Raw genomic sequence first — 13,282 nt, forward strand, 5'->3', positions numbered from 1 at the left:
GATTTCATGCACAACTATCTCGACTTCGAAAAGCCCATCTCCGACCTCGAGGCAAAGATCCACGAGCTGAAGAAACTTGCCGAGGAAGACCAGAGCATCGACACGTCCGAGGAAATCGGTCGACTGGAAGCCAGGGTCGGCGAGGCCATGGTGGAGATCTATTCCAAGCTCAACGCCTGGCAAAAGACGCAGGTCGCGCGCCATCCGCAGCGTCCGCATTTCGTTGACTACGCAGCCAGGCTGTTTACGGATTTCACGCCGCTTGCAGGCGACCGCAAATTCTCCGAGGACGCCGCGATCCAGGCCGGCCTCGCCCGTTTCCGCGGCCAGGCGGTCGCCGTCATCGGGCAGGAAAAGGGCAACGACACCAAGTCGCGTCTCAAGCACAATTTCGGAAGCCCCCGTCCGGAGGGCTATCGCAAGGCCATCCGCATCATGGAAATGGCCGACCGCTTTGGCCTGCCGGTCGTCAGCCTGATCGACACCGCCGGCGCTTATCCCGGCGTCGGCGCCGAAGAACGCGGCCAGGCGGAAGCGATCGCCCGTTCGACGGAAATGTGTCTTTCGCTGCACGTTCCGATCATCTCGGTCGTTATCGGTGAAGGCGGCTCCGGGGGCGCCATCGCGATCGCAACCGGTAACCGCGTCTATATGCTGGAACACGCGATCTATTCGGTTATTTCGCCGGAAGGTGCCGCGTCCATCCTCTGGCGCGATTCCACCCGCGCCAAGGAGGCAGCCACCAACATGAAGATCACTGCCGACGACCTCAAGGGACTCGGCGTTATCGACGGTATCATCCCCGAGCCGGTCGGCGGCGCCCACCGTGATCCGGAGCGCGTGATCGATACCGCTGGCGATGTCATCGCGGGCGCCCTTGCAGAGCTTTCTGGCCAGCCGGGCGAAAAGCTGCGCAACGACCGCCGCCAGAAATTCCTCAATATCGGGCGCAATCTCTGAGGCTTGCAGTGCAAATCGGCCACAATCCTGCTGCTTTGCGGCGTTAGGGGCGGCACTATACTGGTCGGGCAAGCGCCTTTGGTTTATGGTTTGTAAAGATTGAAATCATAAACTGGCAGCATGGCGCTTTCCGACGAAAGCACTTGTATCTTCTTCGAGATGAGCCGTCCCGAATGCGTTGGAAATCGTCAGTCCTCGTTTTGACCCTCGCCACAGTTCTGGCCGGTTGCACAGTCAACGAAACGCTCGAAACCGTCGATCTTTCCCAGGTCAGGGACAAGGACGATCATCCCCTTTCGCCGAAGATCCTCGCGGACATGCAGGCGAAGGGCATGGATCGCAACTCGCCGATCGCCATCCGCATCTTCAAGGAAGAAGGCGTTCTGGAGATCTGGAAAGCCAAGACGGACAACCGTTTCGAAAAGATCAAGGAATACGCGATCTGCGCCTGGTCCGGCCGCCTCGGCCCGAAGATGAAGGAAGGGGACCGGCAGGCACCGGAAGGCTTCTATCCCCTCTCGCCCCAGCATCTCAATCCGAATTCCAAATATTACCTGGCGATCAACACCGGCTTCCCGAACCGTTACGATGTTGCGAACGGCCGCAACGGCACGAACCTGATGATCCATGGCGCTTGCTCGTCGGCCGGTTGCTATTCGATGACCGACGAACAGATTCTCGAGATCTACGCCTTTGCCCGCGACGCTTTCAAGGGTGGACAGCAGACCATTCAGTTGCAGGCCTTCCCCTTCCGCATGACGGCGGAAAACATGGCGCGCCATCGCAACAGCCAGCATTTCGAATTCTGGCAGATGCTGAAGGTGGGTTATGACAATTTCGAGGTGACCAAGCGGCCGCCCGAAGTCGGCATATGCGGCAAGAAATATGTCTTCAACCAGCAGGTGGAAGGCGGCAAGGCCATGAGTGCGGGCGCAGCCTGCCCGCCCATGTCGACCCCGCCGGCGCTGGAAATGGCGTTGAATTCCTATAACAAGACCTACCAGATGGCCTATGAAAAGGCCTTGAAGAAGCTTGGCGGCAAGGTCTGGTACGATCCGACCGAAGCCGAGCGCAAGGCGATCGTCGCCGATCAGCGCAAGGGTCACGATCTCGCTTATGCGCCGACCGGTTCCGCCCTGAAGGCCGGCAAGCTTGTCTCGGTGGAGGACGCCGAGAAAATGCAGCTTGCTCAGACCGCTGCGCCGACCTCGGCTCCGGCCGCGATTGCCCGCATGGCCGCTGCAAAACCGAACCAGAGCACGCCCGCGCCGGCAACCGCACAGCTTCCGCAGCAGACCGCTGCGGCTCTGTCCGCGACAACCGCGCCGCAGGGCACGCCGGCCGCCGTTCCCGTACCGCAGCCCAATCCGCTGACGGCGACCGCGAACGCCGCCACCGCACCGGCACAGGAAACCGCTCAGGCCGAAAAGAAACCGTTCTGGAAGTTCTGGTAGTCGCCATGAGCGAGCCTGCGGTCTATGACCTCAAGGGACTGAAATGCCCCCTGCCGGTCCTCAAGACCCGCCGCCGACTGGCCGGCATGGTCGCCGGGGCCGAACTCAGGGTCGAAACCACCGATCCACTTGCTGTGATCGACATCCCGCATTTCTGCCGCGAAGACGGCCACGATCTCCTGGAGGCGACCAGGACCGACGACGGTCATCGTTTCCTCATCCGCAAGGGGTCGGATCGTTAGAGCCCGCTGTCTGCAAACCGGCAGCGGCTACACGATGACGGCATGCGCCATGACACCAAATCTCGGCGCCTCATATCTTCAAGCCAGGAATGGCGAGCGGATTGTCTTCGAGCGCAGCCCTGTCCGGCCGGTCAATTCCGGGACGTCCGGTAAAGGCGTCGAACAGTTCGCGCACATAGCTTTCCGGCAGATCCCTAGTAATCAACACCAGACGCGTGCGCCGATCCGATGGATCCGGCCAGCCCGGCAGGCGAACCGGCGGATGAAAGATGGACTGTACCCCGTGCAACACCACCGGCCAGTCCGGCCGGTCGGTCAGCGCCACCACGGCCTTCATGCGCAGCAGTTTATCTCCGTGGGTGGAGCGAAGAATATCGAGAAACATCTCCAGCGCCATCGGATCGATCGGCGCGTCATGGATGATCGAATAGGAACGGATGTCATCCCCGTGCCTGTTCACGTCATGATGGTGATGATGCCCATGGCTGTGGTGCCCGTGGTCATCATGATGGCCGTGACCATGGTGCCCATGGTCGTGATGGTCGTGACGATGTTCCTCCGCGATCTCGTCCTTTAGCCAACGGTCGACGTCGGCGATCTTCGTCGCCGGATCGTAGAGCCCGTTGACAAGAACGGCAACCTCTCCGGCTTCCTCGCTGTCGCCATCGGTGACCACGGCACGCGGATTGAGCTCTCTGAGCCTCGCCACGAGCGCATCGATCCCTGTGGCATCGGCGAGGGTCTTCTTTGTCAGGATCAGCCGGTCGGCTACCGCGACCTGCCGTACCGCCTCAATGAAGCTGTCCAGCGTCTTCATGCCGTTGACGGCATCGACGACGGTTACCACGCCATCGAGATCGAAATGCTGGGCGATGGCCGGATGCCCCATCACCGATTGCATGACCGGCGCCGGATCGGCAAGTCCCGTCGTCTCGATCACGACCCGCGAGATCGGCTTCAACCTGCCGGTCTGCATGCCGTCGACCAGCATGGCCAGCGTCTCGACCAGTTCGCCGCGAACCGTACAGCACAGGCAACCGTCCGCAAGCTCGATGACGGAGTCGTTCGATGCCTCCACCAACATGTGGTCGATTCCGACTTCTCCGAACTCGTTGATGATGACGGCGGCATCCTTCATCGCCGCATCCTTGAGGATACGGTTGAGAAGTGTCGACTTTCCGGCACCGAGGAAGCCGGTGATGATCGAAACCGGAATCCGGCTTTTTACAGGCGACATGATATCTCTCGAAGTCAGAATGTGGGCCGCGGCTTCGGAATCGGCACGTTGGCGATCTCGGCGACATCGGCGCTGCCCGGCTTCTTCGCGGGAGCTTCCGTACCGGGGATCAGACCCGCAAAGACCGTGCGTGGCGGCCGCCCCATTTCATGGATATGGGGCGAGCGCAGCTTCATGCGGCCGGCCTCGTCGCGCCCTTCGCTACGAACTTCGCGCGCCTTCGGATTGCAGACCTCGGCGCTGATATCGGTCACCTCGCCATAGGCGTCCCCATAGGGCTGCAGCGTATCGAGGCGCGGGCCGGAATTGCCCGATGTCGTCAACGCCTTCTGCAGCAGTTCGGCGGAAATATCGGCGCGTCCGCCGAGACTGTCCGCACCGAGCACGACGGACACGACCGTGCGGCCGTTGCGCGTCGCCGAGGAAACCTGATTGAAGCCGGACGCACAGATATAACCAGTCTTCATGCCATCGGCGCCGTCGAAACGACCGATGAGCAGGTTGTAATTGGGATATTCCTTTTTGCCGGTATTGATCCCTTCCAGCGAGAAATAACCGGCATATTCCGGAAACTGGCGCCGCAATGCGACCGCGAGGATCGCAAGATCGCGAGCGGTTGTGTACTGGCCCTTGCCCGGCAGTCCATTGGGGTTGATGAAATGCGAGGAGGTCATGCCGAGGCTCCTTGCATCCGCATTCATGCGGGCAACGAAGTTATCGACCGACCCGCTGACCCGCTCGCCGATAGCAACGGCAATGTCGTTGGCCGATTTGACCAGCAGGATCTTGAGTGCGCTGTCGAGCGTCAACTGGGCGCCCGGCTTGTAATACATCTTGCTCGCCGGCTGATCCGCGGCGTTCTTGCTCATCGTCACCACGCTTTCGAGCGAGACCTCGCCCGCACGGATCGCCTTGAAGGTCGAATAGGCGGTCATCATCTTGGTGAGCGATGCCGGATACCACTTGCGGAACGCATCTTCATGTTCGATCACCCGGCCCGACCCGACATCCACGACCATCTTGGGATTGGCATGGGAGAGCGTCGGAAACGCGAGAGTCAGGACGCAGACGAGAGCTGCCAGCCCCCGACCGGTCTTCTGCGTTTTCTGCACGGCGGAATACTTCGTCGACACGATCAGTCCTCTTCGGATGCGGATGAGTCTCGCAAATGGCAATTATTTGCCCTATGACTTCAAGCAATGGCAAAGCCCATTGAATACGTCAATCTTGAGGCGCACATTCCCGCGCCGTCCCAAGCAATACTCTGAAATCGTCGAGCAGGAAAGCAACATGCCGATATTGAACCGCGCTGCCGAACTCCAGGCGGAGGTCAGCGAATGGCGTCGCCATCTTCATGCCAATCCGGAAATTCTCTACGATGTCGAGAACACCGCGGCCTTCGTCGCAGAGAAGCTCAAGGAATTCGGCGTTGACGAAATCGTGACCGGCATCGGGAGAACCGGGGTCGTGGGCGTAATCAACGGACGTGGCGAGAGCCGTCGCTCCATCGGCCTGCGCGCCGACATGGATGCGCTGCCGATCGAGGAGATGAGCGGCAAGCCATGGGCCTCGAGAATCGCCGGTAGGATGCATGCCTGCGGCCATGACGGACATACCGCCATGCTGCTGGGTGCGGCAAAATACCTCGCCGAAACCCGGAACTTCAACGGCAGGGTCATCGTCATCTTTCAGCCGGCGGAAGAAGGCGGCGCAGGAGCGCTCGCCATGGTTCAGGACGGGCTGATGGAACGTTTCGGCATCAAGGAAGTCTATGGCATGCACAACATGCCAGGCCAGCCGGTCGGCACCTTCTCGATCCGCAAGGGCGGCATCATGGCTGCTCCGGACAAGTTTTTCATCACCGTCAAAGGCCGCGGCGGCCACGCGGCCGAACCGCATAATACGGTAGACCCGATCGCCATCGGCGCCCAAATCGTCACCAACCTGCAACTGATCGCCGCGCGAAACGCCAACCCGCTGCGCTCCGTCGTGGTTTCCGTCACCCGCTTCAACGCCGGAACGACCCACAACATCATTCCGGAAGAGGCTTCGCTGACCGGCACCGTCCGTTCGCTCGACGAAAACGTCCGCGACCTCGCCGAGAAGCGTATCTATGACATTGCCCACGGCCTCGCCGCCGCCAACGGGGCGGAAGCGGAAGTCGTCTACGAACGTGCCTGCCCGGTCACGGTCAATCATCCGGAAGAAACCGAACATGCCGCCCGCGCCGCCATGGACGTCGCCGGCAAGGACAAGGTCAACACCGAGATCGATCCTTCGATGGCCGGGGAGGATTTCGCCTTCATGCTGCAGTCGAAACCTGGCGCCTATATCATGATCGGCCACGGCGACACCCCCGGACTGCACAATCCGTCCTACGACTTCAACGACGAGGTTCTTGCCTATGGCATATCCTATTGGGTGCGCCTCGCCGAACAGCGACTGACCGATTGATGCCACACCCTGCAGCCGCAAAAGGGCTTGGCTTCCCGCCCGGCCTTTTGTATGGATGCGTCGAGTGGTCCCGTAGCTCAGCAGGATAGAGCATCAGATTCCTAATCTGGGGGTCGCGCGTTCGAATCGCGCCGGGATCACCATTCATTCCTGCTGCGGGTCGAGCGGGCAATCGCACCGGGAATATTTACCAGTCTTTCAGATTCCCCCTCGTGAATAGCGCTTCACGTCTTGATCGCGAATGCTGCATTCGACGATATTGGGCGCGTCATCATTGCTGCGGGGGCGCAATGCAGAACGAAATCAGCATCACCGGTCTCGAAATCCGCACGCTGCAGGAGATGGGATGGCCGTTATGGCTTTTCGCCATAGTGGCTTTCGTGGGCGTGTTTGCCATGCTGCGGCGGGCTGCATCGAGACCGCAGAACATCGAAACCACTTTCCGCAAGACATTCTCCCTGACGGACGACGAGATGATGGAGGCCATCATCCGGCATTACATGGGAAAGCACGCCTGCGACCGGCAGGATGCGATGCGGCAGCTTCTGCGGGAAGTGGACCCCGAACTGGTACGGCCCTGACGGATCTTCGCCCCAACGGGCATTCACCCGGCGACCAGGCAGCGGTCCTTCGGCAGATTCAAAGCCCGGAGCTCAATAGCACTTGGTGCCTTCTGCACTGCCGATGCTGGCGGTAAGCTGGCCGTCGAGATGCGGCCTGTCGTCCCCGAGGGCCCACACACCGACGCCGATCAATCCCGCCCACATGGCGAGTGAAATGTTAGTCGCGACAATGAGGGCTTTCATCCTCGTGGTCATGGCGGGTTGCTCCTGGATCAGTCTGGAGCAGAATGGCAGAGAGGTTTTTGAGTCCGCTTAAGCCGATCGCTAAAATTCGATCTATCTCTTCGATTTTCGCGTCGTCCAGCCGGACTGACGCTTTTGATCGATGGCGCGCTGAAGCGCGAAGGCGGCCTCGATCAGGCGGTTTGGAACCGGCTCTCCTTCGATGGCGCCATGCAGCAAGTCCAGCTTGCGGCGAACCAGCCGGCTGTCAGCCTTCGTATCCTGCGCATTGCTGCCTGGATCGTTCCCCATGCCCACCTCCAGCGGTCCGAAAGGCCCGTCTCCGTCATCTTTCTCCGGGGCGCAGCCCTGTTTCGCGGCGATATGCCTACCCTTCGCCAGTTCTTCGTCCTGTCATTCCAACCGTTCGCGGCTCCGGATGTTCCTGCGCAAACGCGATACCCCGTTGGCGCCGGCCGGAACCACAGCAGGCGGGCGGCGTTAAATAGCATATCTCCCGTCCGTATTGTTCGCCATAGAGGAAGACGACATTGGCAGCCCAGAGAGCCAGGCGCGATGCGCAGATGGAGGTGGTCGAACTCATTCCGGCGCTCCGGGCTTTTGCCCGAACCTTTTGCAGCAAGGCCGAGGATGCCGACGATCTCGTTCAGGAAACCCTGACCAAGGCGCTTGGCAATCTCGACAAGTTCGAGCCGGGCACCCGCCTGAAGTCATGGCTGTTCACCATCATGCGCAACAGCTTTTTCACGAACATCCGGCGGCGGGGTCGCGAAAATGTCGGCCTGCCCGACGACATAGCCGAATATCTGACGGTGGAAGCCAGCCAGGAATGGTCGGTAGAGGTCGAAGACGTTCGCCGCGCGCTCTGGAGGCTACCTGAGCACCATCGCGAGATGCTGATATTGATCGTCATGCTGGGAGAACGCTACGAGGACGCGGCCGCCATATGCGGCTGTCCCATGGGGACGGTGAAGAGCCGTTTGAACCGCGCAAGGCGACAATTGCTCAGGGAATTGGGAGAAGCGCCACAAGAAACAGACGACCGAGAACCGGGCGGATCCATTCGGTCGAACCTGCGGCGCGTTTGACCTGTGTATTCATTTCTCGGAATTGGGAAGGACGGGTCCCGGCAAATCGCGGGACCCGCTATCGCGACGCAATCAGGCCGCCTTCTTCCGCGCTGCGACATTGACGGCGCTTTCGGCAAGCTTGGTCAATGCGTCATCCGTCGCACTTTCTTCTTCCAAGGTGGCGTCCAGCAAGGCGACTGCCTTGGAATGGCCGAGCTGCTTGGCCCAGGCCCGCAGCGTGCCATAACGGCTGATTTCGTAATGTTCGACCGCCTGTGCCGCCGCCAGCAGCCCGGCATCGAGTGCGGGCGTTCCCTTGAACTCCTCGAGGATCTCCTCGCCTTCCTCGATAATCCCGTCGATCGCCGGACACGTCTTGCCCCGAGCACGCTTGCCGATGATCTCGAAAACCTGCTGCAGACGCTCGACCTGTCCCTCGGTTTCCTCCTTATGCTTCTCGAATGCCATCTTCAGCTTGGAATCCTGTGCGCCGCGCGCCATCTTCGGCAGGGCTTTCAGGATCTTGCGCTCGGCGTAATAGATGTCCTTGAGGGTTTCAAGAAACAGGTCATCAAGAGTCTTCTGTGTCATTACCGCTGTCTCCTCATCATGGTGAATTGCACAGGATGAGAACCAAGCACGGGCGGCTTTGTTCCGGAAAATTCGAACACCCTGCGGTCAGCCGCGCAACGCACGCAGGGCATTCAGGATTACCGCCACGTCGATCACTTCCTGCAACAGTGCGCCTTGGACGGGTGGGAGATATCCGCCCGCGGCAAAGATCATCGCCCCGACAGAAAGAGCCAGCCCGGCGACAACGCTTTGGCGGGCGATACGCCGCGTCCTGCGGGCAATCGCCAGAGCCTGTGGGAGACGCTCCAGCATGTCGACCAAGAGTACCACGTCGGCGGTTTCGGAGGATGCAGCAGCGCCGCGCGCGCCCATGGCCACGCCCAGGTCGGCCGCGGCCAGGGCCGGCGCGTCGTTGACACCGTCTCCAATCATCATCACCGGACCATTGCGGCGTTCGCCCAGAACTACCTCCACCTTTTCTCCGGGCAGCAAGCCTCCCCGAATCTCGTCGACTCCCAGCATCCTGCCGGCAGCATCCACCACGTCGGCGCGATCCCCCGATGCGAGCACGAAGCGCCGAATGCCCTGCGCCCGGAACGCATCGATTGCCGCACCCGCGTCTGGGCGCAGCCGATCCGCCAGCAGGATGATACCCGCCACCTTGCCGTCGATGCCGAGGGCGACGACGGCAGTGCCGGGCGGCAGATCGGCGCCCAGAGCGCGAGGATCGCCGGACGAGCATCTGCCACGCACGAAATCGCTGCCGCCCACCACCACCGCGTGGCCATCTATCCGGCCTTCCAGACCGGTACCCGGCGTTTCGACGACCTCCACAGGCGTGGAAAGAACCATGCCTCGCGTCTTTGCTTCGCGCACCAGCGCTTCCGCGCTGACATGGTTGGAAGCCTGGTCGAGCGAAGCGGCAAGGCGCAAGACTTCGTCCTCCGGCACGGCACCGGAAGACCGGATCGCAACGACCCCCGCTTGTCCGCCGGTCAACGTACCGGTCTTGTCGAGCACCGCGACACGGATCGTCGCAAGCGTTTCGAGCGCTCCGCCGCTTTTCACCAGCACGCCGCGGGATGCAGCCCTTGAGAGGCCGGAGATGATCGCGACCGGAACCGCAAGGATAAGAGGACACGGCGTGGCAACGACGAGAACGGCAAGCGCTCGAGTGCTGTCTCCGCTCGCCCACCATGCGCTGCCGGCGAGCGCAAGCGTCAGCAGCAGGAACCAGAGAGCATAGCGATCGGCAAGACGCATCATCGGCGCGCGGCTTTGCTGGGCCGTTTCCACCAGTCGCACGATGCCGGCATACGTGCTTTCCTCCGAACGCCGTAGTACCTCGAGATCGAAGGCGCTGCCCACCACGGTGCCACCGCTCGCCACCTCGTCCTGCCGTGAAAGCCGCACAGGGAGCGATTCACCGGTCAACGCCGACATGTCGACATCCGCCTGGTCGGACAGAAGTCGCCCATCGACAGGTACGACCTCGCCGCGCCGCATCAGGATACGTTCGCCGGGACAGAGACTTTCGATCGGCACTTCCTCCAAATGGCCATCGACATAGCGCATGGCGGTACGGGCCACGCGACCAAGGAGCGCGGTCATTTCCCGCCTCGCTCGCCCTTCGGCGAAATTTTCGAGCTGCTGTCCTCCGGCATACATCAGCGCCACGATGGCGCCTGCAAGCGGTTCCCCGAAAGCCAGCGCCGCCGACATGGAAAGCCCGGCGATCACATCGACGCCGAGATGCCCCCTCGCAAGCGACTGCAGGATTTCCACTGCAAGTGCAGCGAGGACAACCCCCGTTCCGCCGAACCACGCAAGCATTGCAAGATCGGGACGACCGAGGAAAAAGGCAAGACCACCACCGCCGAGCGCTGCGAGCGCGAGAACGGCGAGAAATACCGATCCATAGTCGCGCGCGAACACCGATATGGACCTCATAGCTTCCTCACCCCGCCACCACCAATCGCCGTCGAGCCGAACGAGCATTTATAAGCAATGCTTGCCGCCCGCCGCTTTCCCTTGTAGACGGATCGGCGAATGAAGCAATCTCCGGACAAACCCATATGACGACGGACACCGGAAGGCCGCGACGCCTCACAATCCTCGGTTCCACCGGTTCGATCGGCGTCAATACACTCGATGTCGTACGGCAACTTGGCGGACGCGACACCTTCGAGGTTATGGCACTGACGGGCAACGGCAATATCGAGCTTCTGGCACAGCAGGCGCGCGAGACGGGTGCGAAGCTGGCGGTGACCGCGGACGAAAGCCAGTATATTGCCTTGAAGGACGCGCTTTCCGGCAGCGGTGTCGACGTTGCGGCAGGCGTGTCGGGGCTCGACGAGGCGGCAAGCCTTGAGGCCGAATGGGTCATGGCGGCAATCGTCGGTACGGCGGGGCTTGCCCCCACGCTGAAAGCCGCAAGCCGCGGCGCTGACATCGCACTCGCAAACAAGGAATGTCTGGTGTCGGCAGGTGAACTCTTCGTCGAGGCCGTCCGTGCCGGCGGCGGGAGGCTCATCCCGGTCGACAGCGAGCACAGCGCGATCTTCCAGTGTCTCGACAATCAACAGCGGCACGCTTTGGAGCGGATCATCCTTACCGCGTCCGGTGGCCCTTTCCGCACCTTCACACGCGACCAGATGGCGGGCGTCACCGTTGAGACGGCAAGAACCCATCCCAACTGGTCGATGGGCCTGAAGATTTCTGTCGGCAGCGCCTCGATGTTCAACAAAGCGCTGGAAATGGTCGAAGCCAAGCATCTCTTCGGTCTGCGTCCCGATCAGGTCGAGGTGATCGTCCATCCTCAGTCGATCGTTCATTCGATGGTCGGTTACAGCGACGGTTCGGTCATCGCCCAACTCGGCACACCTGACATGCGCACCGCCATCGGCTATGCGCTGACCTATCCGAGGCGCCCGAAGCTGGATGTGGAAAGGCTCGATTTCGCCAAACTGGCCCGGCTCGATTTCGAAGCACCCGACGAGGCTCGGTTTCCGGCACTGCGGCTCGCACGCATCGCGCTGGAACGCGGCGGGGTACAGGCTGCGATAATGAATGCCGCGGAAGAAACCGCCTTCAACGCTTTTGTGGAACGGCGGATCGGCTTCCTCGACATGGCCGAGGTCGTTGAGGCCGTGATGGACCGGCTAGTCTCATGCCCGCCTGCGTCGACGATCGCTGACGTCTTCGCCGCAGATGCCGAGGCAAGGCGGACCGCCGCTCAGATCATTGCCATCCGCGAACAGGCTGCCTGAAATCCCACTCCCGCCGCGCAAGCTGTTCAGCGGCGGCCATAGACCGCACGTCGCAGCATCTCGGGATAAAAGCCCATGCAACCCTCAAGGGCCGTGTTCGTCATGCTGATGACCGTCAGACCTTCGGCCGGATCGATGAACCATGTGTTGCCATAGACGCCGCCCCATTGGACCGCTCCGGGCGGCAGCGCGGTTCCTGCCTCGCGGGGATCGGTAATCACCGCGCCGAAGAACCCGAAGCGTGAGCCGGGCTCACCCTCAATATTCCCGATCTGGTTGGAAAGGCCGGCTATGGCGGTTTCGGGTTTCAGGATCGGTGCACCGCCGGTGCGAAGCGTTTCCAGAAGCTTGAGAAGGTCGTCCGCCGTGCCCGCCATGCCGGCCCCGCCTGACTGGAAAGCCTTGGGATTGAAGATCCGTGAAGGAGAAAAGACGGCCCTCCAGCCTGCATCTTCTCCGGCAACCCAGGGATCGGACATGCGGACAGGCCGCGACGGGCCGTCTCCGTAAGCCACGGTGAGACGGCCGGGATCGGTCACGTGAAAGCGCGCATCGTGCATCCCGAGAGGACCGGCGACGTAGTGAACCACGGCTGCTTCGAGGCTGCCGCCATGCACGGCGGCGACCACACCGCCGAGAATGTCCGTCGCGAAGGAATAAGCCCAGCGTTCGCCAGGCGCAAAGGCGAGCGGAATATCGTTGTGGCGCGCGAAATTTTCCTCCAGCCCGAGCTCCGTATCGGATATCCCAAGCGTAATCGCCCGGTCGGCGGGCAAGAGTTCCAGCCCCGGATTATAAACGAGACCGGATGTGTGGGTGAGAAGATGACGAACGGTGATCGCCGCCTCGGCCCCATCGGCGGTTTTCGGCCGAAACCATGGCAGGTATTCCGAAACCCGGTCGTCTAACCCGAACAGGCCCGCATCGACCATCGCCAGCGCCGTTGTCGCCACGATCGGCTTGGTGATGGAAGAATAGCGGAAGATGCTGTCGATCTGCATGGGGATACCGGCTTCGCGATCCGAAAAACCAGCCGCGCGCCGCAGCAGAGGTTCGCCGTCCCGATAGACCAGCACCACGGCGCCGGTGATGCGCTCCTGTTCGACAGCCTGATCGATCATCCGGTCGACACGATCTGCAACAGTCATTCCTGAAAATCCCTGAAACGAAAAATGCGGACCATGTTTCCATGCTCCGCATCGAAATGACAGCGATCG

The 13,282-nt window shown here is 61.5% G+C and carries 14 protein-coding genes and 1 tRNA gene; 8 read left to right on the forward strand and 7 right to left on the reverse strand.

From position 1 onward, the window contains the following. Positions 1-6: 6 nt before the first annotated feature. From J5N58_RS08970 to J5N58_RS08980, 3 genes are all read left to right on the forward strand, one after another. Positions 7-960, forward strand: a complete 954-nt coding sequence (locus tag J5N58_RS08970; RefSeq protein ID WP_112830701.1) for an acetyl-CoA carboxylase carboxyltransferase subunit alpha — start codon at positions 7-9, stop codon at positions 958-960. Between the two features lie 173 nt (positions 961-1,133). After that, positions 1,134-2,414 (forward strand): L,D-transpeptidase family protein, encoded by a 1,281-nt coding sequence (locus J5N58_RS08975; RefSeq protein WP_244710543.1) that lies wholly within the window; start codon positions 1,134-1,136, stop codon positions 2,412-2,414. 5 nt (positions 2,415-2,419) lie between these two features. Beyond that, positions 2,420-2,656, forward strand: a complete 237-nt coding sequence (locus J5N58_RS08980; protein WP_112830375.1) for a sulfurtransferase TusA family protein — start codon at positions 2,420-2,422, stop codon at positions 2,654-2,656. Between the two features lie 70 nt (positions 2,657-2,726). On the opposite strand, the gene J5N58_RS08985 is transcribed toward J5N58_RS08980, so the two are convergent. Next, positions 2,727-3,893, reverse strand: coding sequence for a CobW family GTP-binding protein (locus tag J5N58_RS08985; protein WP_113443083.1), 1,167 nt, complete (start codon positions 3,891-3,893; stop codon positions 2,727-2,729). 14 nt (positions 3,894-3,907) lie between these two features. Further along, positions 3,908-4,975, reverse strand: a complete 1,068-nt coding sequence (locus J5N58_RS08990; protein WP_244710693.1) for a D-alanyl-D-alanine carboxypeptidase family protein — start codon at positions 4,973-4,975, stop codon at positions 3,908-3,910. Between the two features lie 208 nt (positions 4,976-5,183). On the opposite strand from J5N58_RS08990, the gene J5N58_RS08995 reads away from it, so the two are divergent. The 3 genes from J5N58_RS08995 to J5N58_RS09005 all read left to right on the forward strand — a co-directional run bounded on the left by J5N58_RS08995 (position 5,184) and on the right by J5N58_RS09005 (position 6,928). Next, on the forward strand, positions 5,184-6,347 hold the full coding sequence (locus J5N58_RS08995; RefSeq protein ID WP_112830377.1) for a M20 aminoacylase family protein: 1,164 nt from the start codon (positions 5,184-5,186) through the stop codon (positions 6,345-6,347). A 66-nt stretch (positions 6,348-6,413) separates the two neighbouring features. Next, positions 6,414-6,490 (forward strand) — tRNA-Arg (locus J5N58_RS09000). Between the two features lie 147 nt (positions 6,491-6,637). Beyond that, positions 6,638-6,928 carry a hypothetical protein gene (locus J5N58_RS09005; RefSeq protein ID WP_112830378.1) on the forward strand — a complete coding sequence of 97 codons (291 nt, stop codon included), beginning with the start codon at positions 6,638-6,640 and terminating at the stop codon, positions 6,926-6,928. A 72-nt stretch (positions 6,929-7,000) separates the two neighbouring features. On the opposite strand, the gene J5N58_RS09010 is transcribed toward J5N58_RS09005, so the two are convergent. Continuing rightward, positions 7,001-7,165, reverse strand: a complete 165-nt coding sequence (locus J5N58_RS09010; RefSeq protein WP_162708312.1) for a hypothetical protein — start codon at positions 7,163-7,165, stop codon at positions 7,001-7,003. Positions 7,166-7,246: 81 nt separating this feature from the next. After that, a complete protein-coding gene (locus J5N58_RS09015; protein WP_112830379.1) occupies positions 7,247-7,444 on the reverse strand; it encodes a hypothetical protein in 198 nt (65 codons plus the stop codon). Between the two features lie 239 nt (positions 7,445-7,683). Between J5N58_RS09015 and J5N58_RS09020 the strand changes: the two genes are divergently transcribed. Further along, on the forward strand, positions 7,684-8,241 hold the full coding sequence (locus J5N58_RS09020) for a sigma-70 family RNA polymerase sigma factor (RefSeq protein ID WP_244710545.1): 558 nt from the start codon (positions 7,684-7,686) through the stop codon (positions 8,239-8,241). Positions 8,242-8,313: 72 nt separating this feature from the next. Here the strand turns inward: J5N58_RS09020 and J5N58_RS09025 are convergent, their stop codons facing one another. Beyond that, positions 8,314-8,814 carry a YciE/YciF ferroxidase family protein gene (locus J5N58_RS09025; protein WP_112830380.1) on the reverse strand — a complete coding sequence of 167 codons (501 nt, stop codon included), beginning with the start codon at positions 8,812-8,814 and terminating at the stop codon, positions 8,314-8,316. Positions 8,815-8,901: 87 nt separating this feature from the next. Then, the gene (locus tag J5N58_RS09030; RefSeq protein ID WP_113443084.1) at positions 8,902-10,746 is read right to left on the reverse strand and encodes a heavy metal translocating P-type ATPase; all 1,845 of its coding nucleotides are present in this window, start codon (positions 10,744-10,746) and stop codon (positions 8,902-8,904) included. 125 nt (positions 10,747-10,871) lie between these two features. On the opposite strand from J5N58_RS09030, the gene dxr reads away from it, so the two are divergent. Next, positions 10,872-12,065, forward strand: coding sequence for a 1-deoxy-D-xylulose-5-phosphate reductoisomerase (gene dxr, locus J5N58_RS09035; protein ID WP_244710547.1), 1,194 nt, complete (start codon positions 10,872-10,874; stop codon positions 12,063-12,065). A gap of 26 nt (positions 12,066-12,091) precedes the next feature. On the opposite strand, the gene J5N58_RS09040 is transcribed toward dxr, so the two are convergent. Beyond that, positions 12,092-13,213, reverse strand: coding sequence for a serine hydrolase domain-containing protein (locus J5N58_RS09040; protein ID WP_244710549.1), 1,122 nt, complete (start codon positions 13,211-13,213; stop codon positions 12,092-12,094). Positions 13,214-13,282 lie beyond the last annotated feature (69 nt).

This window comes from Paenirhizobium cremeum, assembly GCF_022884085.1.
Lineage (GTDB): Bacteria > Pseudomonadota > Alphaproteobacteria > Rhizobiales > Rhizobiaceae > Allorhizobium > Allorhizobium cremeum.